Source organism: Pseudomonas sp. RIT357 (genome assembly GCF_000632245.1).
Lineage (GTDB): Bacteria > Pseudomonadota > Gammaproteobacteria > Pseudomonadales > Pseudomonadaceae > Aquipseudomonas > Aquipseudomonas sivasensis.
Window position 1 is genome coordinate 32,116 of record NZ_JFYX01000018.1, and the last position, 25,689, is coordinate 57,804.

Here is a 25,689-nt window from a genome sequence, read left to right on the forward strand (position 1 = left end):
CTTAACCAACTAATTAGAAGCAAGGAGAAACACCATGAAACCTCAAATGGCTCTGAAACCAATGGTTTTCGCTCTCGCCGCACTCATGGCTGCTGCTGCTCAGGCAGGTGGTGGTTGGCACCCTGCGCCTCAACCAACCGGCGTTGTTGCCTCTGTCGTTACAGACGTACAAAACAGCGGCGGCAACAAGTTTGACGACACCAAAACCGAAAACAATGCCTCTGCCGACAACTCGGTAAACGGCAACAGCGGCAACACCGGTGTTAACGTTCAGTCGGGCAGCGGTAACCAGGGGGACAACTCCGGCGCCATCTCCAGCGCCAAGGGTGACTTCGCAACAGTATTCGCTGTCGTCGATGTGAATCAAAACAGCGCGCTGAACAACTTCGTCAACAAAGGCACCCAGAACAACGCCTCTGCGGATAATTCCCTTAACGGTAACTCCGGCAACCTGGGTTACAACGGCCAGGCCGGTCAAGGCAACCAGGGTAAAAACAACCTGGCAATCACCACTGCTGATGGCAAAAACATCGCAGCGGCCGCCAACACCGAGCAAAACTCCCTCGCCAACAGCTACCTGAACACTGCCGCTACCAGCTACGGGTATGGCCATGGCAAGGCTCAATACGTGTCCAACAACTCCAGCCTCGACAACTCGGTTAACCGCAACTCTGGCAACGTGGGTGTGAACCTGCAATCCGGTGGCGGCAACCAAGGCAGCAACAGCCTGTCGATCGGTCAAGGTTGCACCGTCTGCTCCAGCGGCGTGCGCTTCTGATCCAACGGGGCCTTGGCAACAAGGCCCTTTTTTATTCCAGTGTCCAGCAGGTCACACGATCATGCGCCTCGCGACCCTCACCCTCCTGATGTTACTCACCGGCCCAACGTGGGCAGGCAACATGGCGATCTCCGCCCTGCCTGGCGGTGCAGTGATCTACAAGAAGGTCGAGAGTATTCGTGAGCGCCGGTTCGCCAACCTGGTGGAACAGAAAACCGATTTCAGCTGCGGTGCTGCGGCACTCGCCACCATTCTGCGCCAGGGTTACTGGCTGGACGTGGACGAAGATCACGTCATCAAAGGCATGTTGGTCAATGCAGACCAGGACCTGGTACGTACCCAGGGCTTTTCCATGCTGGACATGAAGCGCTACCTCGAAAGCATCGGCATGCGTGCCCGGGGCTACAAGATCGGACCAGAGACCCTGGTCACCGTGAAGATCCCTGTGGTGGTGCTGCTGGAAATTCGTGGCTACAAGCACTTCGTGGTGATGCAGCGCGCGGACAAGGACTGGGTCTATATCGGCGACCCGGTATTGGGCCACAAGCGCTATTCACGTGACGACTTCCTCAAGGGCTGGAATGGCATCGTCTTCGCTGTGCTGGGTGAAGGTTACGACAAGGCCAATGCCTTGCTCGACCCGCCTACTCCGCTGACCGCCAAGAACCAGTTGAATGAGTTCAGGCCCGTAGGCGATGCCGAGCTGATGGACTTCGGTTTTATCCAGAGCGACTTCTTCTAAGAAGCGCAATAAGGGGCAGGACGCTCCAGGAGCAGAAGATGAACACTTCCCGTTGGCTGACGGTCATGTGTCTGGCAGCCTCAATGCCCGCTTATGCTTCATCGGGGTTCAAACCGATCGAACTCAAGGATTCGGAAATGGCCGACCTGCGCGGCCGCTACGTCATGCCGGGGCGCATCATTAGCTTCGGCATTGTCATGAGCAGCACGTGGACCAACGCCGTGGGTGACACCATCACCGGCAAGGCCAGCATGCAGGTCGACTCGTCGACCATCACCCCACAATTCTACGTACAGACCACCGGCTCGACCGGCAACGGGACCAACCCGAACACCGGCACCGGCACCGGCACAGTCACAGGCGGCGCCGGGCTGGGCAGTGGCCAAGGCGTGACCCAGAGCGTGCGAACCGCTGGCGATGGCAACACCGCCTATAACAACGTAGGCATTACCGTCGAGAATGGCTTCGCGCCTTCCAACGCGGTGCAATCGGGGCAAGTACTGGTCGCCGGCGGTACCGTTACCGGGGACAGCGCAGCAGGCCGGGTGAGTGTGTCGGCCAACAATGGGGGCTTGCAGATGGCGATCCAGGCCAACCATAACCAGGGCAACAGTTTGCAGCAGATCGGCGGCGGTACTGTGCTGCAAGGTACGGTTTTGACCGGCAACACCAACTTCGTCAACAACATGACCCAGCTCAACGTCGTGATGAATAACAACGGTTTGAACAACGGTGCGCTGAACTGCAACTTGGACCAACTCAAAGGCCTACGCACCCTCGGTTATTGAACTACGCTGACCCTCGACACTTACGCATTAGAAAAGGACGGCTTATTTCATGCATCGATCGTTATCGCTTCATGCGGTGGTCTGTTTAAGTACGCTCTTGCCTGCATCCGTTCTGTATGCCGCGCCAGACGCCGATATAGAAACGCTCAAACAGGAACTTCTAGAACTCAAGCAGCGGTATGACGTTCAGCAAAAAGCTTTGGCGGTACTGGAACAACGGGTACGACAGGTCGAAGATCAACCGTCGGCACCGGCGCCCAAGCGCCTGGCCAAATCGCCGGCAGACTTTCAGAAAGCCAGTGGTGCGACGGTCGCAGGCACGGGCGCCGCAGCAGCATCCGGCGGCGCCGGTGGTGGTGGCGGCAGTTCCTACGGCCAGTCCCTCAAGGACGACTCGGCCCCTGCGCAAAGTGTGAGTAACCTCTATAACGAAGCCAGCGGCTTTTTCGGGAATGGCAAGTTCAGCTTTGAAACCGGTATTACCTATGCCCGTTACGATGCTCGCCAGTTGACCCTCAACGGCTTCCTGGCGCTGGACTCGATTTTCCTCGGCAATATCAACCTGGACCGGATCAAGTCCGATAACTGGACCCTGGACCTGACCGGGCGCTATAACTTCGATAATCGCTGGCAGTTCGACGTGAACGTGCCCGTGGTGTACCGCGACTCCACCTACCAGTCCGCCGGCGCCGGCAACAACGGCACGGCGACGTCGGAAGCCTCGGTCACGCGCGACCCGACCATCGGCGACGTCAACTTTGGTGTGGCGTACAAATTCCTCGACGAAACTCCCAATCTGCCGGACGCCGTGGTGTCGGTGCGGGTCAAGGCGCCTACGGGTAAAGAACCGTTTGGTATCAAGCTGGTCAACACACCCGGCAACGACAACCTGTTCGTGCCGGAAAGCCTGCCTACGGGTAACGGGGTCTGGTCGGTCACGCCGGGGATTTCCCTGGTCAAGACCTTCGACCCGGCGGTGTTGTTTGGTTCGCTGTCGTACACCCACAACTTCGAGGGTTCGTTCGACGACATCAGCAGTGACGTCAACCAGAAGGTCGGCGGCAAGGTCAGCCTGGGTGACAGCTTCCAGTTTGGCGTTGGTGTGGCCTTTGCCCTCAACGAGAAGATGAGTATGTCGTTCTCGGTGTCGGACCTGGTGCAGCGCAAGAGTCGGCTCAAGCCTAATGGCGGCGACTGGCAGTCGGTGGTGTCCAGTGATGCGAACGCCGGGTACTTCAACGTGGGGATGACGATCGCGGCATCGGATAATTTGACGATCGTGCCGAACCTGGCGATTGGGATGACGGATGATGCGCCGGACTTTACGTTTAGCCTGAAGTTTCCGTATTACTTTTAACTGATCCGACGGTGTATTCCTGAGGCAAAGGAGCTTGCTCCCGATAACGTAATAAAAGGAAAAGCCCCGCAACGATAAGGGTCGTTGCGGGGCTTTTCGGTTTACCCGCCCTAGCGGATCTGGTGTTTGTGCAGCAACCGATAGAACGTTGGCCGGGAAATTCCCAGGACGCGGGCAGCGACACTCAAGTTATCGCTGTGCCGGTTGAGCACATCGCACAGCGCCTGGCGTTCGGCGCGGTGTTTGTAGTCTTCCAGTGTAGACAGGGGTGGCGAAATTGCCTGTTCGCTGATCAATCCCAGATCAATAGCCTCGATCTGCCGCCCTTCGGCGAGTACCAGGCCACGACGCACGCGGTTGGCCAACTCGCGCACATTGCCCGGCCACGGGTGTTGCCCCATCGCCACCAGCGCGTCTTCGCTGAAACTGCGCGGACGGCGGCCAGTTTCCTGGCTGTAGAAACGTGAGAAGTGGTTGGCCAGCATCGCTACGTCGCCGTGGCGCTCGCGCAGCGGCGCAGTGACCACTTGCAGCACATTGAGTCGGTAGTACAAGTCCTCACGAAAAGCCCCCTTGGCCACAGCGGCTTCGAGGTCGACGTGAGTTGCCGCCAGTACCCGCACATCCACGGGGATAGGCTGGCTACCGCCGACGCGCTCAACCTGTTTCTCCTGGAGAAACCGCAGCAGATTGGCTTGCAGTTCCATGGGTAAATCGCCGATTTCATCAAGGAACAGCGTGCCGCCATGGGCCGCTTCGATGCGCCCGACCTTGCGCTGATGGGCGCCGGTGAAGGCGCCCTTCTCATGGCCGAACAGTTCGGATTGGATGAGGTGTTCAGGAATCGCACCGCAGTTGATCGCGACAAAGGGCTTGGCGTGGCGTTGGGATTGGCGATGCAAGGTCTTGGCCACCAGTTCTTTACCGGTGCCACTGTCACCACGGATCAAAACCGGGGACTCGGTGGGTGCGAGCTTGGCCAATAGCTTGCGAAGTTCGCGAATCGGCCGACTGTCGCCGAGCAGTTCGTGCTCCGGCTCATTTACAGGTGTATTGCCCTTGCCGCGCAAGCGCGCCATGCCAAAGGCCCGGCCGAGGGTGACCTGCACGCGCGCGACGTCAAACGGCAGGGTATGGAAGTCGAAGAACCACTCGCAGACAAAATCACCGACATTCTGCAAACGCAGCACATCCTGGCTGAGCACAGCGATCCACTCGGTGCCGCTGCGGCCGATCAATTCCTTGACCGCTTCGGGGCGCTCCAGGTGATAGGGCTGCAACCGCAGCAAACCCAAGTCACACGACCGGTCGCCCACCGCCTCCAAAGCACAGCTGTCCACCTCCCAACCTGCCGTGCGCAAACCGGGCAATAGCCCATGGCAGTCATCACAGGGATCGACCACGAGCAAGCGGCGTTGCGCAGGTGTAACAACCATGACTATTCCTTGGCGCCAAAATTGTTGATTGCTGGAGGTAAAGTTATTTAGAAACAACGGTTTGTGGCGCTCAGCGCTAACACTAGCAAAATCTTGACGCGGGCCTTGTACCGTTTCGCTATAAGTGCGGGCAAAAAGCCACCCACTGTCGCGCCCATCAAAAAAAGTTGGGCACGGCTAAAACTTTCATTCAGCTTTCAAAACAGCCGCTTACATGACAGTCATCAGGAAAAGTTAAAATTTGTTGCTCTAACATGTGACCCGTACCCCGTCATCGTGCATCAGTACAAGTAACCCGCCGCACGGTCAGCCCAACCGCCGGTACTCACTTGAATGGGCATTTAGAGAGAGACCCACATGAACGCCCCGCTCCGCATCAACGAAGCTCTTTTGATCGCAGACCGTGCTTTTCAGCCCTTTCAGTGCGTGGCCTGGCACGATGGCAACGGCGCCTTGAGCCTGAGCGTCATCGACCGCACCAATACCCGTATTGGCAGCAAACAACTGTCATCGAACACCTACAGCGACCCGGCGCAATTGGAAGACCTGCTGTTGCAGGCCCGTGCCGAACTCGACAAAGATGGCTACCAGTTGCAGTCCTGGGCCATGCCTAAGTAAGTTGCTGCACCAACTTCCGATCACTGCAAGACACTGATCGGAAGTTGGGCAACTGAACTTAAGACGTTTATTGCGCGGCGAGAATAAACCGCTCGATTGCCTCTGCAGCACCGTCATCACTATTACTACCGGTGACCACATTGGCCTGGCGCTTGACGGTTTCTTCCGCCTGCCCCATGGCAATCGATAATCCGGCTACCTGAAACATCGCCGGGTCATTTCCCCCATCGCCGATGGCCGCCGTCTGCTCCAGCGGGACCCCAAGGTGCGCCGCCAGGGTCTTCAAGGCCTCGCCTTTATTGGCCAGCATGGCCGTCACATCCAGATAAATCGGTTGCGAACGCGATACCTGCGCCAGGCCTTGCACCTTGGGCTGTAAACGCGTCTCCAGTTCCACCAACAACTGCGCGTTGTTGCTGGCGGCGACGATCTTGTCGATCCGATCCAGGTACGGCTCGAAACTCTCCACCACCACTGGCCCATACCCCAGGCCATGGGCTTCGCGCGGTTCCATCGGGCCTGGCGGGCCACGGCGCAGCCAATCACCGTCGGCAAATACCCATGGTTCCACGTCCGGCTCGGCCGAGAACATCGCCAGTGCGACCAGCGCCGCCTCCGCCGGCAGATGGTGGGCAACCAGGATGCTGCCATCCGGGTTGATCAAGGTGCCGCCGTTAAAACCGGCTACCGGCACATCGATCCCGAACGTCTCGATCAGGTGCAGCATGGCTTTGGGCGGTCGCCCGCTGGCGAGGCTGAAAAACACCCCCGCCTCGCGCAACGCACTGACCGCATCGACCGTACGCTGGCTCAGACGGTGATCTGGGTGCAGCAACGTGCCGTCCACGTCGCTGAGGATGAAACGGATGGGATGAATCGCGGCATCACTCATCCCAGGGTGTGCCAAGTGCGACCATCGCGGGCAAGCAACGCATCTGCAGCAGCAGGACCGTCTTCACCGGCCTTGTAAGCCTGGATTCCATCGTCTTCCTTCCACGCATCGAGAAATGGCTGCACAGCACGCCAGCCGTTCTCGATATTGTCGGCCCGCTGGAACAAGGTCTGATCGCCGGTCATGCAGTCGTAGATCAGGGTTTCGTACCCGGTCGACGGCTGCATCTCGAAGAAGTCCTTGTAGGCAAAGCCCAACTGAATGTTGGCCATATCGAGGGTCGGCCCTGGCTTTTTAGCCAGCAGGTCAAACCACATGCCTTCGTTGGGCTGGATCTGGATTTTCAGGTAGGTGGGCTTGAGCTCATCAACCTCGGTATCGCGGAACTGCGCATAAGGCGCCGGTTTAAAGCAGATCACGATTTCGGTGTCGCGCACGCTCATGCGCTTACCGGTACGCAGGTAGAACGGCACACCGACCCAGCGCCAGTTGTCGATCATCACCTTGAGGGCAACGAAGGTCTCGGTGCTGCTGTCGGGCGCGACGTTGGCTTCTTCCCGGTAGCCCGGCAACGACTTGCCGCCGATTTCGCCAGCGGTGTACTGCCCACGCACCGAGTTGGCCCGCGCATCTTCCAGGGACCACGGCCGTACCGCGCCAATTACCTTGGCCTTTTCACCGCGCACAGCGTCGGCACCAAATGCGGCGGGCGGCTCCATGGCCACCATCGCCAACAACTGGAACAGGTGGTTCGGCACCATGTCCCGCAGGGTGCCGGTTTTTTCGAAGAAATTACCCCGGGTTTCCACACCAACGGTTTCGGCGGCGGTGATTTGCACATGATCAATGTAATGGTTGTTCCAGAACGCCTCGAACAGCACGTTGGAGAAACGGCTGATCAGGATGTTCTGTACGGTTTCCTTACCCAGATAATGGTCAATGCGGTAGATCTGCTTCTCGCTCATCACCTTGAGCAAGCTGGCGTTCAGCGCTTCGGCGGTGGCGAGGTCGGAGCCGAACGGCTTTTCGATCACCACACGCCGGAAGCTGTCATCAGTCTCCGTCAACAATCCGGCACTGCCCAGGCGCTGCACCACTTCACTGAAGAAGCGGGGCGCAGTGGCCAGGTAGAACACAGCGTTGCCGGTGCCGCTGTCGGCGATTTTCTTGCCGATGTCGGCGTAGGTGCTGTCGTCGAGGAAATCACCCTCGACGTAGCTGATGCCTTTGGCCAACTGCGCCCACAAGTCCGGGTCCAAAGCGTTCTCGCCATTACCCTTGACCTTGCTCGCAGCCTCGGTGCGAATGAAATCCTCGAGTTTCTTGGCGAAGTCGGCATCGCTGATGGCGTTGTGATCAACGCCTACAATGCGCAGCCCATCGCCCAACAGGCCATCACGACTGAGGTTGTACAGCGCCGGCATGAGCAGGCGCTTGACCAGATCGCCATGGGCGCCAAACAGAAACAGCGTTGTTGGGGGTGCGGGTTCGGCCTTGGGTTTCTTGCCGTTAGCGGTCATTTTTTGGAAGTCTCCACATGACCACCAAAGCCGAAGCGCATGGCAGACAGCATCTTGTCACCGTAGGTGCTCTGCTGGCGCGAGCGGAACCGCGCGAACAACGAGGTGGACAGCACCGGTACCGGCACGGCTTGTTCCATGGCGGCTTCGATGGTCCAGCGGCCTTCGCCGCTGTCGGCGACGGAACCCGAGTAGCCTTCAAGTTTCGGGTCGGTGGCCAGGGCGTCGGCGGTCAGGTCCAGCAACCAGGACGAAACCACACTGCCACGGCGCCAGACTTCGGCGATATCGGCAACGTTGAGGTCGAAACGCTGGTCTTCCGGCAGGTTGTCCGAGTTCTTGGTCTTGAGGATGTCAAAACCTTCGGCGAAGGCCTGCATCATTCCGTACTCGATGCCGTTGTGGATCATCTTGACGAAATGCCCGGAACCGGCAGGACCGGCGTGGATATAACCCTGCTCGGCGCGCGGATCTGCGGAGGCGGAACGGTCCTTGGTGCGCGGGATATTGCCCAGGCCCGGTGCCAGCGCGGCGAAGATAGGGTCAAGGCGTTGCACGGTCTCGGTATCGCCACCGATCATCATGCAATAGCCGCGTTCCAGGCCCCAGACGCCGCCAGAGGTGCCGACATCAACGTAGTGCAGGCCCTTTTGCGCCAACGCCTTGCCGCGACGAACGTCATCCTTATAGTTGGTGTTGCCGCCGTCGATGATCACGTCACCGTCTTCAAGCAGCTCACTGAGTTCATTGATGGTGTTTTCAGTGGGGTCGCCTGCTGGCAACATCACCCACACGGCGCGAGGCTTTTGCAGCCCGGCAACCAGGGCTTTCAAGTCGGCAACGCCAGTGGCGCCCTCCTCGCTCAAGCCTTTGACAAATGCTTCGTTACGGTCGAAAACAACGGTGGTATGCCCATTGAGCATCAGGCGCCGTGCAATATTCCCGCCCATGCGGCCTAGTCCGATAATCCCCAGTTGCATGTGCTGATGCTCCTAACTACTAAATAAATGTGTGACATAGTTTATAGCGCAATGAGGCTAATGAGGGTTAGTCAGGGGCAGATCCATGTAGTTTCATGACAAAAAAGTTGCCATCGTTTCAACATCACAGCAGCAAAAGTCACAGGACCACCAAAAATAAAAAAGTTCCATTGCGCTGAAAAAGAATTCAGAATTGCTTCCGACTGTTGCCGAGAACCTCGACTCAAGCGTTCTGGCACACCGCGACACACCGGCTATTTGCGAGGTAAGCAATGAGCACTGCACAGATGACCCGTCCTCCCCAGACCCTCTACGTCACGCTCCGTCGCGATGAACTGCGCCAGTTGAAAGACGAACGCGAGCAGTTGCAGCAGGAGGTCATGCGCTTGCGTGCTCATATCATTCAAGCCCAGCTGGATCAGCCTTACGGCGCGCAACCTGCGCTCTGCTGAGCCCTGTCATGACTTTGTAAGATAACGGCTACACAAATCTCACAAAGTTTTCACACGCACTTCCCGATACTCCCGCCCACAAGGGCCACCCCAATGCAAGGGTGGCCTCTATTGCGCGCAGCCCTGCGCGTGATTGAAAAACTACCGGGTTGGAGCGCTGGATGGCGATGTTCGAACGCAGCACTAAGTCTGCGAAAGGCTTTGATTGGGCCGGTCTTGGCTGGCTATTCCTGTTTTTCTGGTACTTCTCCGGCATCACACAACTGCTGATCCAGCTCAGCGGCACGTCCGGCTTCAGTGGTTTTCGCCAAGCGTTCTTCATGAGCGCACTGTGGCTCGCCCCCCTGCTCGTTTTCCCACGCCGTACGCGCTTGCTCGCCGCCCTGATTGGCGTGGTGCTGTGGGCCTGCTCCATGGCAAGCCTGGGTTACTTCTTCATCTACCAGCAGGAGTTTTCCCAAAGCGTCATCTTCATCATGTTCGAGTCGAACATCTCTGAAGCCGGTGAATACGCCACCCAATACTTCGCTTGGTGGATCGTGCTGGCCTTTATTGCCCACACCGCCGTCGCAGTTTTCCTGTGGACCCGTGTGCGACCGGTGTACCTGCCGCGCGGCCAAGCCCTGGTGGCGGCAACGGCGATCCTGGTGGCCATTGTCGGATACCCGCTGGTCAAGCAAATTGCCCGCAGCGACACCCTGGACGACGCCATCGACCGCTTTGAATCGCGCATCGAGCCTGCCGTGCCTTGGCAGATGATCGTCGCCTATCGCCGCTACACCGAACAACTCGACAACATGCAAGGCATGCTCGACAGCGCCAGCCAGATTGCGCCCTTGACCAATCTCAAGGACACCATGGCCGGCCAGCCCTCGACCCTGGTGTTGGTCATCGGCGAATCCACCAACCGCCAGCGCATGAGCCTCTACGGTTACCCGCGCAACACCACGCCGGAACTGGACAAACTGCGCGACCAACTGGCGGTGTTCGACAACGTCATCACCCCGCGCCCCTACACCATCGAAGCGCTGCAACAGGTGCTGACGTTCGCCGATGAAGAGAACCCGGACCTGTACCTGAAAACCCCGTCGATTGTCAGCGTGATGAAACAGGCCGGCTACAAGACTTACTGGATCACCAACCAGCAGACCATGACCAAGCGCAACACCATGCTCACGACCTTTTCCGAACAGGCCGACGAACAGGTGTACCTGAACAACAACCGCAACCAGAACGCACGCCAATACGACGGTGACGTCCTCGCGCCATTCTCCAAGGCCCTGGCCGATCCAGCGGAGCGCAAGTTCATTGTGGTGCACCTGCTCGGCACTCACATGAGCTACCAGTACCGTTACCCGCCGACGTTCGACAAATTCACCGATCGCCAAGGCGTACCGGCAGGCATCAGCGATGATCAATTGCCCACCTACAACAGCTACGACAATGCCGTGCTGTATAACGACTTCGTAGTGTCGAGCCTGATCAAGGATTACGCCAAGACCGATCCAAACGGCTTCCTGCTATACCTGTCCGACCACGGTGAAGACGTATTCGACTCCGCCGGCCACGCCACACTGGGGCGTAACGAAGGCAAACCGACTGCGCCGATGTACACCATTCCCTTCATGGCCTATGCCTCGCCGAAATGGCGTGAGAGCCATGACTGGAGTTTCGCCGGCGATCTGCAACGCCCTTACACCAGCTCGCAGTTGATCCACACCTGGGCCGACCTGGCCGGGTTGAGCTCCGATGAAATCGACCGCAGCAAAAGCCTGGTGAGCGACAGTTTCAAAGCACGTCCGCAACTGATCGGCAACCCGTACTTGCGCCAGCAGAAGGCCCTGATCGACTTCAGCCTGATCAAGCCGAAGAAGGTTGGCCCGACCGATGTGGTGCTCCAGGAAGCGCCGGGTTCGTAACAGAAAGATAACAATCATTCTCGTTTAACCCTAAAGTTCCGCTCCTCCTTTCGTCTTTGAGCCAAGGCCTTCCCTTTCCGGGGTGGCCGCAAAGACGACAAGGAGTCTCACGCGATGTTCGCGCCAATTACCCGTTCCATGACCCTCACGCTCGGCCTGTGCAGCGCAGCGCTGAGCCCGGACCTGCTGGCTGAAACCGACCCCGAACAGACCCAACTCGAACTCGGCGCCACCCGCATCACCGCCGAAGGCCTGGGCGCGACCACTGAGCACACCGGTGCCTACACCACCGGTTCGATGAGCACCGCCACCCGCCTCAACCTATCCGTGAAAGAAACCCCGCAGTCGATTTCGGTGATCACGCGCCAGCAGATGGACGATTTCAATCTCAATACCTTGACCGACGTGCTGCGCCAGACCACCGGTATCAACGTGCAGCACAACGACTCAGACCGCGTGTCCTACTCCTCTCGCGGCTATGGCATCACCAATTTCCAGATTGATGGGATGCTCAACACCTTCGGCTACATGAAGTCCGACGCTGACACCATCATCTACGACCACATCGAAGTGGTGCGCGGCGCCACGGGCCTGACCACCGGAGCGGGCGACCCTTCAGCCACTATCAACATGGTGCGCAAGCGCCCCACCGCCCAGTGGCAGGCGAAAACCGGCGTAAGCGCGGGCAGCCATGACAACTATTACAGCTACGTGGACGTGGGCGGCCCGCTGGCGTTCGACGGCAAGTTGCGCGGGCGTACCGTGCTGGCCTATCGCGACAGCCAATCCTTCCGTGACAACTATGAGCTACAGCGGGAGGTCGGCTACGGCATTCTCGAAGGCGATCTGTCAGACGACACCGTGCTGGCCGTAGGTTTTGATTACCAGAACAAACAAGTCCAGGGCACGTCCTGGGGCACCGTGCCGTACTGGAACAGCCAGGGCGGCAAGGCCGGGCTGTCGCGCTCCACCAACATGGCCGCGCACTGGAGTTCCTGGCCGCTGACGGACAAGACCACTTTCGCGACCCTCGAACATCGACTGGGTGGCGATTGGCATATCAAAGCCGCCTACACCCATCGCCAGAGCGACACAGATGGCAAGGTCTACTACGGCGGCTCGGGTTTCCCCAACGACGACCGCAGCGGCATGACCGCCTGGGCGAGCCACATGCGCGGCACCTCGCGGATGGAAGCCATCGACCTCAACCTGGCCGGCAGCTATCAGTTGCTGGGCCGCGAACACGCCTTGATGATGGGCTACGGCGAGGCCGCGCAACGGGACAATTCGCCGTTTATGCGCGAGAACATCCCAGCCGGCTACTACAGCATTGAAGACTGGAAATACATGGGCGGGATCGCTAAGTTCGGCGACACCGTCACCGGCCTCAAAGGCGAACACAGCAGCAAGGAACAGAAGGCCGGCTACCTGGCCACGCGACTGAGTCTCACCGACCGCCTGCATGCGGTACTGGGCAGCCGCTATGGCAGTTGGGAACTGAAAAGCGCGGCCCCCCGATACGACGACAACGACCAACTGACCGCCGCTGGCAAAACCAGCCAGACCCACAACGACATGTGGACGCCCTATGCCGGGCTGCTTTACGACATAACACCGGAGTACACCGTCTACGCCAGCTACACCGATATTTTCAAACCCCAAAGCCTCAAGGATGCCAACAAGAAATTCCTTGAGCCGGTGGTGGGCAGCAACTACGAAGTGGGCATCAAGGGGAGCGTGCTGCAAGAGCGCCTGAACCTGGCGGCGGCGTATTTCTGGAGTACCCAGGACAACGTTGCCGAGCGCGATTACTCGGTGCCACGCAACCCAAGGACCGGCGAGGAATATTACAAGTCAGGCGGCAAAGGCAACAAAGTGAACGGCTTCGAACTGGAAGCGTCCGGGGAAGTGATGCCCGACTGGAACCTCACGGCAGGCTACACCTACACCCATTCGGTCAACGGTTCGGGCAACCGCAATAACACGGGTCAGCCGCTGAACCTGCTGAAAGTATCCAGCGCTTACCGCCTGCCGGGTACATGGCGCAACCTCACCGTCGGCGGCGCCGTGAACTGGCAAAGCGATTTCTATGATTTCAGCAATCGACCGACCGGTGCGCGCGATACCGATGGCGACCCGATCACCACCCGGGCAAAAATCACGCAGCAGGCCTACACCGTGGTTAACCTCATGTCCCGCTATCAATTCGACGACCATGTTTCAGCGTCGCTTAACGTCAACAACCTGTTTGATAAAAAATATTACGAGCGTGTCGGCTTCTATAACGGCGTGTACTGGGGTGACCCGCGCGCCATTACGTTGGCCTTGGACTGGAGACTTTAAAGCGCACAACCCGAAGTTAACGAAATTGTTAACTTCGGACGTTTCTCGAGTTAATTCCCACTTAATAAGATCGCTGCAAAATCGCCCCATGAATCTGCTCAAGGACAGAACGGATAACCGATCACACTTAATGAGAATACCCCGATGAAACTCTCTACTTTGATGCTTGCCAGCCTGATGACCCTAACCTCCGCCGCCGCTTTTGCAGAAGATGGCTCGGAGCGTGCGAAGGAGTACTACAACAACTTCACTTTCATGCAGCAGAAGGTTCACGGCACTAACGAGCAAACAGCATCCGCCGACGACACGTCTTCCAAGACCAGCACCACCAATCAGGAACAACCGAAGAGTTAATTAATGTTTAGTTAATCCGCAACACCCTGGGCCATTCCGCTCCGTTGGCAAAGGTTTATTGGGCGCCATTTAATGGCGCCCTTTTTTTGCCTGTTATTTATTAAAGCGGCTTGTTCCAGAACAGCATGCGGCCATGAGCCGGATCAAACTTTGAATCATCAAAGCCAAACTTTCGATACGCCGACTGAGCGATAGCATTACCCTCAAGCACCTCCAGGGTGATCTTGCAGCAACCGCGCTGGCGGGCAACTTCCTCGACCTTTTGCAGCATTTTCTGACTCAGGCCCAGGCCGCGGAACTCATTCATCACCACCACGTCATGAATGTTGACCAGTGGACGGCAGGCAAAGGTGGAGAACCCTTCAAAACAATTCACCAGCCCCGCCGGCACGCCACCTACGAACGCCAGCACACTGAAGGCATGGGGGCGCTTGGCCAATTCGGCCGGCAGTTGCTCTAGAAGGTCAGCGGGCAGGCTATGGCTTCCGCCCATGGGGTCTTGTGCGTAGTGGTTGAGCACGCGGCCTATGGCTTCAGCGTGCACGGGGTTGGTGTAGCTGGCTTGCAGCACCAGGATATCTGGGGTTTCCATTGCCTTCCTCGATCACGACAACAAGGGAATCGGCTCCCTTTGAGGGGCTCGATTGTAAGCGTGGAGTCGGCGGTAGATGAAGGAGAAAAACTACAAATATCTGCCAGAAAGCGCGAGGTTCATGCCGACGAAAAAGCGCTGGCGGCAGATTTAGGAGGTTGCCCTGCACGCCTTAGCCGAAACGCTGCAATTGCATCTCCTGCAGCCGGCTCAGGGTGCGGCGGAAGGGAAACTCCAGGTAGCCCTGGGTATAGAGGCGCTCCAGCGGCACTCGGGCCTCGATGAACAGGGGCACCTTGCGGTCGTAGCACTCATCCACCAGGGCGATGAACCGACGCACGCTGTCGTCGTGCACCGACAACTGCGGCAATTCGCGATCACCCGCCACCACCCGCTGGGCGCCGTCTTCGGTGCCTCGGGCAATCCGGCCCGGGCGCTGCTGCGCACTCAGGTCAGGCACCTCGCCAAGTAAAATCGCCTTGAAGCGATCACACAGCAGCATGAAGTCCATAGCGGCCAAGGGTTGTTCGCACAGGTCGGCATAACGACACCAAAGCACGCTGTCACTGGACCGCACCGTCACGATGCTACGGTGACCGACAACGACCGGCTCGTGGCTCACCACCTGCCCTTCTGCCAATTGCGTGAAGACAGTCGCAAGCGCCTCGGGCTGATTCACCCAATAACGCTGCATGCCGACACCTGGATGCAAACGATGGTCTTCACCGCCGTCCACCGCCACCACCCGCATATGCTGCTTGATCGCTGCGATACCCGGAAAAAACCGTTCGCGGTTGAAGCCATCGGCATACAGTTGGTCGGGAGGCTGGTTGGAGGTGCAGACCATCACCACACCTTCCTCGAACATCACCTGGAACAACCGACCCAGGATAATCGCGTCCCCGATGTCATTGACGAACAACTCGTCAAAGCAGAGTACGCGCACCGCCCTGCTCAGCTCTCGCGCTAGGGCCTGCAACGGGTCGGCGGTGCCAGTAAGCTCGAATGAACGCTGATGCACCCACCCCATGAAGTGATGAAAGTGCTGACGCCGCGCCGGCACTCGCAGGCTCTGGTAGAACTGGTCCATCAACCAGGTTTTGCCCCGACCCACCGGCCCCCACAGGTAGACACCGGTGACCGGTGCACGCCCTTGGTGTAGAGCCTCATGGCAGGCTTGAAGGGCATCCACCGCCCGCCGCTGGGCATCGTCAGAGACGAAGCCCTGTTGGGCGATGGCGTGTTGATAGGCAGCGAGAGGCGAGTCGAAAGTCATGCACGCACTCCTGACAGGCCGTTTTCTTAACCTTCGAACTTACGCAAGGCTCTTACTGACCACCTCGAACACATCGCTCGACAGCTCGCCCGAACCACGAATGCGCTCCAGCTCGGCCTTCATCAGCGCCTGTCGCGCGCTGTCGTATTTACGCCAGCGGGTCAACGGCGCCAACTGGCGCGACGCAATCTGCGGGTTGAAGCCATTCAACTGAATCACCAGATCCGCCAGGAAGCGGTAGCCGGAGCCATCCGCCGCATGGAAGTTGATCAGGTTCTGCCCGGCAAAGGCGCCGATCAGTGCACGCACTTTGTTCGGGTTTTTGAGCGTGAACGCCGGGTGCTCCATCAACGCCTGGACCCGCGCCAGCCCGCCCGGCAAAGTGCTGCCGGCCTGCACACTGAACCACTGGTCCATCACCAACGGGTTGTCCTTGAAGTTCTCGGCAAACACCGCCAACGCCTGGGCTTTTTCCGCATCGAACGGTGAGTTCACCAGCACCGCCAGCGCGGTCAGGCGCTCGGTCATGTTGTCACTGGTGTCGAACTGCTCCAGGGTGGCCGCCAACACCTCAGGCTTGCCGCTGAGCATCAGGTACGACAGGGCGATGTTCTGCAAGGCGCGACGGGCAAAGTGCTCGGCCGCTGCCACATATGGGGTTTGCTTGGACAGGTCGCGATTGGCCTGATAACGCAGCCACAGCCCTTCGAACAGGTTGTCGGCCAGTTGCTTGCGTGCAAATTCGCGTGCGGCGTGGATCGCATCCACATCCGCCACTTCGCTGATTTCTGTCAGGTAGGCTTCGCCAGGCAACGAGAGCATTTCCGCGACCATCGCCTGATCCAGACTTTCGTCGCTCAGTACCGTACGCAGCGCGTCGATCAGGCGTTGATCCATTTTCAGCGCCTGGCCCGCCTGATGCTGGCCAATCAGTTCCTGCAACACCTGCACCGACAGTTGCTGGCCGGCATCCCAGCGGTTGAAGCCGTCGCTGTCGTGTTGCATCAGGAACATCAACTGATCGCGGCTGTACGGGAAGCTCAGTTTCACCGGCGCCGAGAAGCCGCGCAGCAGCGACGGCAACGGCTGTTCAGCGATGTCGACAAACGTGAACGTCTGCTCGGCCTCAGTCACCGAAATCACGCGGGACGTACCGCCCGCCGCTGCTTCACCGGCCAGGCGCAAGGCGATACCGGCGCCCTTCCCGTCCAGCAAGCCCAGCTCAACTGGAATCACGAACGGCAGTTTCTCGACCTTGTCCGGGGTTGCCGGGCAGCTCTGGCGGAAGGTCAGGCTGTAGGTCTTCGCCGCGGCATCGTACGACTCGCTCACCGCCAGACGCGGTGTACCGGCCTGGCTGTACCAGCGCTTGAACTGGCTCAGGTCGGCGCCGTTGGCGTCTTCCATGGCCTTGATGAAATCGTCGCAGGTCACGGCCTGGCCGTCGTGGCGCTCGAAGTACAGGTCGCTGCCTTTACGGAAGCCTTCGGCGCCCAGCAAGGTGTGGATCATGCCGACCACTTCCGAACCCTTTTCGTAAACAGTCAGGGTGTAGAAGTTGGAGATCTCGATAAAACTGTCCGGGCGCACCGCATGGGCCATCGGGCCGGCGTCTTCGGCGAACTGGTGAGTCCGCAGGTACGCCACGTCCTGGATACGCTTGACCGTGGCCGAGTTCATGTCAGCCGAGAAGCCGGAGTCGCGGAACACGGTGAAGCCTTCCTTGAGCGACAGCTGGAACCAGTCGCGGCAGGTCACGCGGTTGCCCGACCAGTTGTGGAAGTATTCGTGGGCGACGATGGCCTCGACGCGCTGGTGCGCGGCATCGGTGGCGGTTTCGGCGCGGGCCAGCACGGCGCTGGAGTTGAAGATATTGAGACCCTTGTTCTCCATGGCGCCCATGTTGAAGTCGTTCACCGCGACGATCATAAAGATGTCGAGGTCGTACTCACGGCCGTAGGTTTCTTCGTCCCAGCGCATGGATTTCTTCAGGCTGGTCATGGCGTGCTGGCACTTGTCGATGTTTTCTGGCTCGACGTAGATGCGCAACGCCACTTCGCGCTGGGTCATGGTGGTGAAGCTGTCTTCGACGCACCACAAATCTCCGGCCACCAGGGCAAACAGATAAGCGGGTTTCTTGAACGGGTCTTCCCACGTCGCCCAGTGGCGGCCGTCTTCACCGGGGCCGCTGGCAATCGGGTTGCCGTTGGACAGCAGCACCGGGTAGCTGTGCTGCTCGGCGATCACCGTGGTGGTGAAGGTGCTCATCACATCCGGGCGGTCGAGGTAATAGGTGATTTTGCGGAAGCCCTCGGCCTCGCATTGGGTGCAAAACATGCTGCCGGATTTGTACAAGCCTTCCAGAGCGGTATTGGTTTCCGGGTGGATCTTGACCGTGGTATCGAGGGTAAAGGTCGCCGCCGTCGGGTGCACGGTCAGGTGGCTATCAGTCAGTTGGTAGTCAGCGTCCGTCAGTTCCTGGTCGGCCAGGTTCACGCTCACCAGCTCCAACTGCTGGCCATCGAGCACCAACGGCGGCAGGCCCGCGCCACGCTCGGGGTTACGGCGCATCACCAGCTGCGCGTGGACCAGGCTGTGGTCCTCGAACAACTCGAAGGTCAGGTGCGTCTCATCGATCAGGTAGTCCGGCGCCTGATAATCCTTCAGGTAAATCATCTTCGGTTGTTCGGTGCGCATGGGTGGCATCCTTCTACTGGTGCACGGCGAGTTGGTAGGCCGTGTACTTACGAATATTGATAACGCCGGTGTCGAAGATCAGGTATTGGCCCTTGATCCCCAGCAGCGTGCCTTCGGCAATCGGATTCTTGTCCAGGTTGAAGCTGACGATCTTGGCCGGATACTGCTCCACCGGGTAGCGAATCTCAATCGGCTCGATGTCGGTCACCGGTTGGATGGCTTGCAGGCCAAAGCGTTCCTGCAGGTTTTCCAAGCCTTCGGCGCAGGAGGCGAACAGTTCGTCACGCACCTGCTTGAGGTCTACGGGTTGTGCGTCGCCCTTGAGCAATGCACGCCAGTTGGTCTTGTCGGCCACCTGGCTGCGCAGCACGTCTTCGACGAAGCCGGACTGCTGGCGCGTGGCAACTCGCAGGATCGGCAACGCCTGGCTCGCGCCCTGGTCCAGCCAGCGCGTCGGCAGTTGGGTGGCGCGCGTGATGCCGACCTTGATCCCCGATGAATTGGCCAGGTAAACCACGTGGTCGGTCATGCAAAATTTCTCGCCCCAGCCTGGATCACGGCAAGTGCCGGCGTCGTAATGGCAACGCTCGGGGCTCATGATGCACAGGTCGCACTGGGCCAGCTTGGTCATGCACGGGTAGCAATAACCCTGGCTGAAGCTGGTCTTGGTCTTGCGGCCGCAATGGCTGCAATGGATGGCGCCGAGGTACTCCAGGCGGATATGGGTACCGATCAATGGGTTGACCGGCACCTCGGTCTCGCCCAGGCGAAACGCGTATTGAACGGTCGGCTCACCGAGTTGCGCCGACATTTTGCTGACTGCACCGCGACCAATTTCAATCAATGGATCGCATCCGACTTGAACAGGATGTTCGCCACCGGCTCGGATTTGGACGCGCATTCCTGCGGGCCCATGTAGCCGGTGCGCTGGTCTTCCGGCAAGTTCTGGATTTCCCAGGCGATCATCGCTTGCAGGGACAGTTCACGCTGTTCGGCGGTGAGCTTGCGGCCATCGGACCACTTGCCGATTTCCACGGCGAGCTTGAGGCTCTCGTAGATGTCCGGGGTGATGTTTTCGATCATTTCAGCAAAAGAGGACATTAGGCTCTTCCTTATCAAATAGACGATTTGCGGCGGCTGTACAGCCCACCCAGCAAACCGGTGAGGCAACCGATAACCAGGCCGCCCACGTGGGCTGCGTTGGCGATTTCGCCGAAGCCGATCATAGAGACCAGCCCCGACATGCAGAGCACCAGCCAAATCAGCATCATCGCCAGCACGCCACGGGGCAGGCGATAAGCAGGATTCGGCGAGAGTAAATGAAAGATCCAGCAATGCCCGAGCAGGCCATACAGCACGCCCGACAACCCGCCGAACAAACCGGGGCCACCGTAAGCGTATTGAGCGTAGTTGGAGACCAGGCTGAACAGCACGGTCAAACCGAGCAAGTTGACACTGCCCTGGCGTGCTTCGATACGCCGTCCCAGTTCCCAGTACCACATGCCGTTCATGGCCAGGTGCAGGATGCCGAAGTGGATCAACATCGGCGTAACCAACCGCCACCACTGCCCCGACGCCAAACTGTCGGCCAGCGGCGTGAATTGGATGTACTCGCCCAGGATGCGGAACGGCAAAAACGTCAGCCAGGCGACGGCTTGCAGGTTGTCCCCCAGCAAGGTCAGTGCGCCGACGATAATGCTCGCCAGCAGCACAGACGCCGTAACCGGGCTGTGACGCACTTGCTGGGCAAAACTCGGACGCGTCATCGGCGCCTGTTCAGGGATATCCAGTTGCTGGTCGGGGTCACCGGCGGGAAACCGCTGGTACAGCACGCGCACGTCGTCGCTGATGGTCTCGGGCACCCACAACACCTGCTCGCCCGCCTCTTCGCTGACGCGATGGGGCACTTGCATGCGTTGCAGCAGTTTGACGAAGCCGCCCAGATCGACACTCAGGGGCAGGCGCAGTACAGCCACGGTACTCATGTGATGACCTCGGGCCGCTCAACATCGACCCATACGAATTTACGTGGATCGAGGCGGGTTTCCTGATCCAGGCGATACGCCACCAGCTTGCCGTACAGCACTGCGCTGTAGTCCAGGCAAGCCAGGTTGTCGCGGATCGGCGCCGGTTTGCCGCTGCGCCAGTAGTGGCCGACGAACAGCAACGGCTCGTCGACGCCATAGCGCAGCAGTGAATTTTTTTCACTTGAGGACAGCGGCGTGCGCGCCACCGGTTCGGGCAGTGCGTCGGGCTGGAACACGATGTCGCCGTAAGTCTTCGGGTCGTCTTCCCAGAACTTGGTGCGGAAGAACGAACGCGTCAGACCGTCGCCACCGGTGAGCGTCAGGCCATCGGGCAGGCGCATGTCGGTGCCGCGCAGCAGGCGGTCAAAGGCGTTGCAGGCAAAACTGCCAGGGACGGCAGCGGCCTGCAGGAAGTGCTGGTCGATGCAGCCATCCGGGAAGGTCGCACGCAGCGGCGTGATAAAGCCGTCGTCCCAGCACGCATGCACCACGCGGAAACGCCCGGCATCGACAAACAGCGGCATGTCGTAGAACCAGCCGAGGAAGTCGTGCCAGTCGGCCGGGTGGTGTTCGAACTGGGTCAGGGTCTCTTGAATCAACCGCGCATGCCGTGGGTTGTGCTCACGCACGAACTGCTTGCCACTGCCCGGTGGCGCCGGCGTAGTCCAGCCCAGAGCGTTGAACTCGTGGTTGCCCATGATGCACAGCGCCTGGCCGGCCTCGGCCATGTCGTGGACGATATGCAGCGCCTCGCGGATGCGTGGGCCACGGTCGATGATATCGCCGAGGAACACCGCCATGCGCGACGGATGGCGCCAGGTGCCGCCCTGCTTGTGGTAACCCATTTGGTCGAGCAAGTGCTCAAGGGTATGAGCGCAACCGTGCACGTCACCAATCAGGTCGTAGCTACGCGCGGGATCGAGCATCAGTCGCCTCCACCCCCCAAGCGGCTGCCCCAGCCCAACTTGGTGCGGCACACTTCGTAATAGTTGTGGTCCAGCGGGTGGATCAACCGCAGCTTCTGCGCCTTTTTGCTCACGGTGATGGTGTCACCGGGGGCGCAGGTGAAGTGGTTCTGCCCGTCACAGGAAACCTGCGGGTAGATTTGCATGTCTTTGGACACCACGATTTTCAGCTCACTGTTGCCATCGACCACAATCGGTCGGCTCGACAACATATGGGGATACATCGGCACGATCACAATGGCATCCAGCTTGGGATGCATGATCGGCCCGCCGGCCGACAGCGCGTAGGCCGTGGAACCGGTGGGCGTGGCGACGATCAGGCCGTCAGCCTTCTGGCTGCACACGAACTGGCCGTCGATGTACAACTCGAACTCGATCATCCGCGTGGATTTACCGGGGTGAAGCACCACATCGTTGAGAGCATCGCCCTGGCCGATGGCTTCGCCGTGGCGGCGCACTTCGGCTTGCAACAGGAAGCGGTTTTCCACCAGGTAGTGGCCGTCGAGCACCTTGGCCACTTCGACTTCCAGTTCATCGGGGCGGATATCGGTGAGAAAACCCAGGCTGCCCCGGTTGATCCCCAGCACCGGCACGTTATGCCGCGCCAACGCCCGCGCGGCACCGAGCAGGCTACCGTCGCCGCCCACCACGATGACCATGTCGCACACTTCGCCGAGCATTTTGCGCGACGAGGTTTGCAGGCCGTGGCCAGGAAGAATCTCGGCGATGGTGTCTTCGAGGATCACGTGCAGGTGGCGATCCAGCAGGAATTTTTTCAGCCGGCGGACGGTGTCCAGCACCTGGGTACTGCCCAGGCGACCGATAATGCCGATATTGCGAAAGTGCTCCATGGGGCTCCTGCGGGATATGGGGTGTGGCAAAAAAGAAACGATTATGGGCGAAAGGCCGCCTCAGACAAAATCCTTTGTCATCGCCAAGCCTTGATGACAATGGTTCTCAGGGCTTCTGCTCATCCTGCGCCCGCATTAAAAGGCTATGCTCGGACCATGACCGTATTCCCCGACCTGCACAGCTTACCCCGCCAATTGCGTCACCCTGAGGTGCGCGACCTGGCGTGGGTGGTGCTCGCCCCGCCGATGCTCGCGCAGACGCCTTGGCCGCAGCGCCATCCACTGGCCGGCAGCGACTGGGTGCAGGCGCCCGAGCGTCTGGAACGCTGGCTGCGGCAACTGGACCAGGACAGCCGTGACTTGCAGCACTGGTTAAGCCTGGCCCGCACCCGCCGCCTGGGCCTGTACTACGAGCGACTTTGGCAATTCGCCGTGCAGCATGCGCCGGGCGTGGAGTTGCTCGCCGCCAACCTGCCGATCCGCCGCGCCGGGCATACCCTGGGTGAGTTGGACATGTTGCTGCGCGACCGCGATGGCGTGCATCACCTGGAACTGGCAATCAAGCTCTATCTCGGGCCGCAGGCGGGTAATGGCGAGAACCCGGCGCAGTGGCTGGGGCCGGGCTGCCATGACCGACTGGACCGCAAGTTGGCGCATCTTGCCCAGCATCAATTGCCTATTTCGGCGCGTCCGGAAAGCCGCGAAGCACTGGCGGCGCTGGATATCCAGCAGTTCGATGCGCATTTGTGGCTCGGCGGGTATTTGCTCTATCCCTGGCCTGGACTGGCCGAAGCGCCCCACGGCGCCCATCCGCAGCATTTACGGGGGCGCTGGTTGCATCAGCGTGATTGGCAGGATTTTGTCAGCGCCAGCGCGCCAGGTCGCTGGCAACCATTGCCCCGGCATGCGTGGCTGGCGCCGGCGCACTACTCGGCGGATGAAGTGTGGAGTGAAGAACAGATGCAGCATTGGCTGAGGGAGCTCGATCCGATGGCGCCCGCGCAGTTGCTCGTGCGCATGGTGCAGAGCGGCGAGGATTGGGAGGAAGCCGAGCGGTTGTTCCTGGTGGCGGATCTTTGGCCGAATGTGCCAGGGGCTGGCTGATGGAGTGTGTGGTGTCTGTGAGTGCCTCATCGGGGGCAAGCCCCCTCTCACCACTGACCGCACTCCAAAAGGGTGTACTCGGTCAAATGTGGGAGGCGGCTTGCCCCCGATAGCGGCGACACCGCCACTACAAATTATCGATATGCCGATAATCCAACTGCAACCCGGCCGCCAGCGCCTCGGCCCGGCCCAGCCTGATTGGCCCGCGCTCGATATCCACCAGCAACCCTGAACACTCCAACGACGGCAACGCGGCGATGTCCTTGAGGCGTCCATCGGTGATCACCAATAAACGCTGCTCCTCAGCCGGATAACGCCTGCGCCGAGCCGTCAGCCACTGCCCGGCCTCGGTCAATGCGGCCAGCAATGGGGTGCCACCGCCCGCGCCGAGCTGATCCAGCCAGCCTGCCAAGCCTTTCGCCGCCTTCAAGCCCTGCACCTGCCATTTGGGCGCCTGCCCGCTGGCGGTCAGCAATGCCATGCGCGCCCGTTGTCGGTACGCGTCATCAAACAGCTGGGCCAGCAAGCCCTTGGCATCGGTCAACGCGTGATGGCGCCGAGTAGAGGCCGATGCGTCGACAATCACCAGCCACAATTGCTGGGCAGAACGGCTGCGCAGGTGAAACAGCAAATCCTCACGGGAGTGCGGTCGGCCGCCAAGCAAGGTGCCCGGCCAGTTGATCGAACCCTGTTGCGCGCTGCGCGCCTTGCCCTGCCTGCCTCTGTCCAGTCGCCCTGCCTTGGGCCGGGCATCCGCCCCCGCGTCAGGTCGGGGGCGAATGCCTAGGGCTTTTTTGGCCAGCTGGGCACTTCGCGACGTGCGCCGGTGGGCAGCGGCGGCGCGGGCATGTCACCCCATTGGCCTTGACCCGGCGAAACCTCGCTGGACTTGGGCGACTGGCCTTCAGGCGGCGGACTGGCAGGCGGCGACTGTTCCTGGCGACGGTGGCGCAGGGCAAACTCAGCCACGGCTTCAATATCCTCCTCGGCAATTTCATCAGCGCCGCGCCACGCCGCATGGGCCCTGGCGCCGCGCAGCCAGACCAAGTCCGCGCGCAAGCCGTCGACGCCCGCAGCAAAGCAACGCTCGGTAATCTGCGCCAGGGCCTGGTCATCCAGCGCGATACTGTCGAGCCGTGCCCGAGCCTGGGTGCAACGCTCGCGCAAGGCCGCCTGGGGCTCGGCCCACTGGGCGCAGAACGCGACAGGATCGCTGTCGAAATCCAGGCGACGGCGAATGATCTGGCCACGCTCGGCTGGCAAGGTCTGCCCACTCAAGGCCACGTTAAAACCGAAACGGTCGAGTAACTGCGGACGCAACTCACCCTCTTCCGGGTTCATCGTGCCGATCAGCACAAAACGCGCGCTATGGCGATGGGAGATGCCGTCACGCTCGATCAGATTGGTGCCGCTGGCCGCCACGTCCAGCAACAGGTCCACTAAGTGGTCGGCCAGCAAGTTGACTTCATCGACATACAACACGCCGCCATCGGCCTTGGCCAATACACCGGGGGAAAACTGCGCGCGGCCCTCGCCCAGCGCAGCGTCGAGGTCCAGGGTACCGACCAGTCGCTCCTCGGTCGCACCCAACGGCAAGGTGACGAATTGACCGCTCGCAAGCAGGTCCGCCAGGCCACGGGCCAGTGTGGACTTGGCCATGCCACGCGGGCCTTCGATCAGCACACCGCCGATCTTCGGGTCGATGGCGGTCAGGCACAGCGCCAGTTTCAGGTCGTCGGCGCCGACCACGGCGGACAGCGGGAAATGGGGAATATCGGTCATCCGGTCTCTCTTTAAATTCTGCTGTACACGTAATCACCCTGTCACGAGCCCGCTTCTTGTGGCGAGCGGGCTTGCCCCGCGTTGGGCTGCGAAGCAGCCCCAATAGAAGCGCCGCAGTCTGCCAGGCAGCTCCGGGGCTATGTTTTGGGGCCGCTTCGCAGCCCAACGCGGGGCAAGCCCGCTCACCACAACAGCACCGCCCGCCACAACGGCCAA

Annotated in this window: 24 protein-coding genes; 10 read left to right on the plus strand and 14 right to left on the minus strand. The window is 60.0% G+C overall.

Annotated elements, in window-relative coordinates; all coding sequences use genetic code 11:
- The first annotated feature begins 34 nt into the window (after positions 1-34).
- The 4 genes from BW43_RS13825 (at position 35) to BW43_RS13810 (ending at position 3,665) form a co-directional block, all read left to right on the plus strand.
- Complete coding sequence (locus BW43_RS13825) at positions 35-778, plus strand: hypothetical protein (protein WP_032887047.1); 744 nt, start codon at positions 35-37, stop codon at positions 776-778.
- Positions 779-839: 61 nt separating this feature from the next.
- Positions 840-1,520: a C39 family peptidase gene (locus BW43_RS13820; protein WP_032887048.1), complete on the plus strand. Its 681-nt coding sequence runs from the start codon at positions 840-842 to the stop codon at positions 1,518-1,520.
- A gap of 38 nt (positions 1,521-1,558) precedes the next feature.
- Positions 1,559-2,308 carry a hypothetical protein gene (locus BW43_RS13815; RefSeq protein WP_032887050.1) on the plus strand — a complete coding sequence of 250 codons (750 nt, stop codon included), beginning with the start codon at positions 1,559-1,561 and terminating at the stop codon, positions 2,306-2,308.
- Between the two features lie 49 nt (positions 2,309-2,357).
- Positions 2,358-3,665, plus strand: a complete 1,308-nt coding sequence (locus tag BW43_RS13810) for an autotransporter outer membrane beta-barrel domain-containing protein (protein ID WP_032887051.1) — start codon at positions 2,358-2,360, stop codon at positions 3,663-3,665.
- Positions 3,666-3,775: 110 nt separating this feature from the next.
- On the opposite strand, the gene BW43_RS13805 is transcribed toward BW43_RS13810, so the two are convergent.
- Positions 3,776-5,101 (minus strand): sigma-54 dependent transcriptional regulator, encoded by a 1,326-nt coding sequence (locus BW43_RS13805; RefSeq protein ID WP_032887052.1) that lies wholly within the window; start codon positions 5,099-5,101, stop codon positions 3,776-3,778.
- A gap of 357 nt (positions 5,102-5,458) precedes the next feature.
- Here BW43_RS13805 and BW43_RS13800 point away from each other — a divergent pair, with 357 nt between their 5' ends.
- Entirely contained in the window at positions 5,459-5,719 is a 261-nt protein-coding gene (locus BW43_RS13800; RefSeq protein WP_032887053.1) for a hypothetical protein, read from the plus strand.
- A 67-nt stretch (positions 5,720-5,786) separates the two neighbouring features.
- Here BW43_RS13800 and BW43_RS13795 read toward each other — a convergent pair whose 3' ends face one another.
- Genes BW43_RS13795 through gnd form a run of 3 tightly spaced genes read right to left on the minus strand, consistent with a single transcriptional unit; the run spans position 5,787 to position 9,111 of the window.
- Positions 5,787-6,611 carry a Cof-type HAD-IIB family hydrolase gene (locus BW43_RS13795; RefSeq protein ID WP_032887055.1) on the minus strand — a complete coding sequence of 275 codons (825 nt, stop codon included), beginning with the start codon at positions 6,609-6,611 and terminating at the stop codon, positions 5,787-5,789.
- The gene (zwf, locus tag BW43_RS13790) at positions 6,608-8,131 is read right to left on the minus strand and encodes a glucose-6-phosphate dehydrogenase (protein WP_032887056.1); all 1,524 of its coding nucleotides are present in this window, start codon (positions 8,129-8,131) and stop codon (positions 6,608-6,610) included. The genes BW43_RS13795 and zwf overlap by 4 nt, the downstream gene beginning before the upstream one ends.
- A complete protein-coding gene (gene gnd, locus BW43_RS13785; protein ID WP_032887058.1) occupies positions 8,128-9,111 on the minus strand; it encodes a phosphogluconate dehydrogenase (NAD(+)-dependent, decarboxylating) in 984 nt (327 codons plus the stop codon). The genes zwf and gnd overlap by 4 nt, the downstream gene beginning before the upstream one ends.
- Before the next feature lie 272 nt (positions 9,112-9,383).
- Here gnd and BW43_RS28955 point away from each other — a divergent pair, with 272 nt between their 5' ends.
- The 4 genes from BW43_RS28955 to BW43_RS13770 all read left to right on the plus strand — a co-directional run bounded on the left by BW43_RS28955 (position 9,384) and on the right by BW43_RS13770 (position 14,179).
- Positions 9,384-9,563 carry a DUF6026 family protein gene (locus BW43_RS28955; protein ID WP_256226376.1) on the plus strand — a complete coding sequence of 60 codons (180 nt, stop codon included), beginning with the start codon at positions 9,384-9,386 and terminating at the stop codon, positions 9,561-9,563.
- 161 nt (positions 9,564-9,724) lie between these two features.
- Positions 9,725-11,482, plus strand: coding sequence for a phosphoethanolamine transferase CptA (locus BW43_RS13780; protein WP_032887059.1), 1,758 nt, complete (start codon positions 9,725-9,727; stop codon positions 11,480-11,482).
- 114 nt (positions 11,483-11,596) lie between these two features.
- On the plus strand, positions 11,597-13,825 hold the full coding sequence (locus BW43_RS13775) for a TonB-dependent siderophore receptor (protein ID WP_032887061.1): 2,229 nt from the start codon (positions 11,597-11,599) through the stop codon (positions 13,823-13,825).
- A gap of 144 nt (positions 13,826-13,969) precedes the next feature.
- Positions 13,970-14,179, plus strand: a complete 210-nt coding sequence (locus tag BW43_RS13770; RefSeq protein WP_032887062.1) for a hypothetical protein — start codon at positions 13,970-13,972, stop codon at positions 14,177-14,179.
- Positions 14,180-14,279: 100 nt separating this feature from the next.
- On the opposite strand, the gene BW43_RS13765 is transcribed toward BW43_RS13770, so the two are convergent.
- From BW43_RS13765 to BW43_RS13730, 8 genes are all read right to left on the minus strand, one after another.
- Positions 14,280-14,771, minus strand: a complete 492-nt coding sequence (locus BW43_RS13765; protein ID WP_032887063.1) for a GNAT family N-acetyltransferase — start codon at positions 14,769-14,771, stop codon at positions 14,280-14,282.
- A 172-nt stretch (positions 14,772-14,943) separates the two neighbouring features.
- Complete coding sequence (zapE, locus tag BW43_RS13760; RefSeq protein WP_032887064.1) at positions 14,944-16,047, minus strand: cell division protein ZapE; 1,104 nt, start codon at positions 16,045-16,047, stop codon at positions 14,944-14,946.
- Between the two features lie 39 nt (positions 16,048-16,086).
- Positions 16,087-18,744 (minus strand): aminopeptidase N, encoded by a 2,658-nt coding sequence (pepN, locus tag BW43_RS13755; protein WP_032887067.1) that lies wholly within the window; start codon positions 18,742-18,744, stop codon positions 16,087-16,089.
- 13 nt (positions 18,745-18,757) lie between these two features.
- The gene (locus tag BW43_RS13750) at positions 18,758-19,588 is read right to left on the minus strand and encodes a DUF2797 domain-containing protein (protein ID WP_032887068.1); all 831 of its coding nucleotides are present in this window, start codon (positions 19,586-19,588) and stop codon (positions 18,758-18,760) included.
- Positions 19,585-19,845, minus strand: coding sequence for a YeaC family protein (locus BW43_RS13745; RefSeq protein WP_032887070.1), 261 nt, complete (start codon positions 19,843-19,845; stop codon positions 19,585-19,587). Before BW43_RS13745 ends, BW43_RS13750 begins: the two co-directional genes overlap by 4 nt.
- Positions 19,846-19,859: 14 nt before the next feature.
- Positions 19,860-20,729, minus strand: coding sequence for a rhomboid family intramembrane serine protease (locus BW43_RS13740; RefSeq protein ID WP_032887072.1), 870 nt, complete (start codon positions 20,727-20,729; stop codon positions 19,860-19,862).
- Positions 20,726-21,700, minus strand: coding sequence for a metallophosphoesterase (locus BW43_RS13735; protein WP_371260727.1), 975 nt, complete (start codon positions 21,698-21,700; stop codon positions 20,726-20,728). Before BW43_RS13735 ends, BW43_RS13740 begins: the two co-directional genes overlap by 4 nt.
- Positions 21,697-22,587: an NAD(+) kinase gene (locus tag BW43_RS13730; RefSeq protein WP_032887076.1), complete on the minus strand. Its 891-nt coding sequence runs from the start codon at positions 22,585-22,587 to the stop codon at positions 21,697-21,699. Before BW43_RS13730 ends, BW43_RS13735 begins: the two co-directional genes overlap by 4 nt.
- A 156-nt stretch (positions 22,588-22,743) precedes the next feature.
- On the opposite strand from BW43_RS13730, the gene BW43_RS13725 reads away from it, so the two are divergent.
- On the plus strand, positions 22,744-23,691 hold the full coding sequence (locus BW43_RS13725; RefSeq protein ID WP_032887077.1) for a DUF1853 family protein: 948 nt from the start codon (positions 22,744-22,746) through the stop codon (positions 23,689-23,691).
- A gap of 127 nt (positions 23,692-23,818) precedes the next feature.
- Here the strand turns inward: BW43_RS13725 and BW43_RS13720 are convergent, their stop codons facing one another.
- Together BW43_RS13720 and BW43_RS13715 are read right to left on the minus strand one after the other, a co-directional pair.
- The gene (locus tag BW43_RS13720) at positions 23,819-24,421 is read right to left on the minus strand and encodes a VWA domain-containing protein (protein ID WP_032887080.1); all 603 of its coding nucleotides are present in this window, start codon (positions 24,419-24,421) and stop codon (positions 23,819-23,821) included.
- A gap of 53 nt (positions 24,422-24,474) precedes the next feature.
- Positions 24,475-25,473, minus strand: a complete 999-nt coding sequence (locus BW43_RS13715) for an ATP-binding protein (RefSeq protein ID WP_032887081.1) — start codon at positions 25,471-25,473, stop codon at positions 24,475-24,477.
- Positions 25,474-25,689 lie beyond the last annotated feature (216 nt).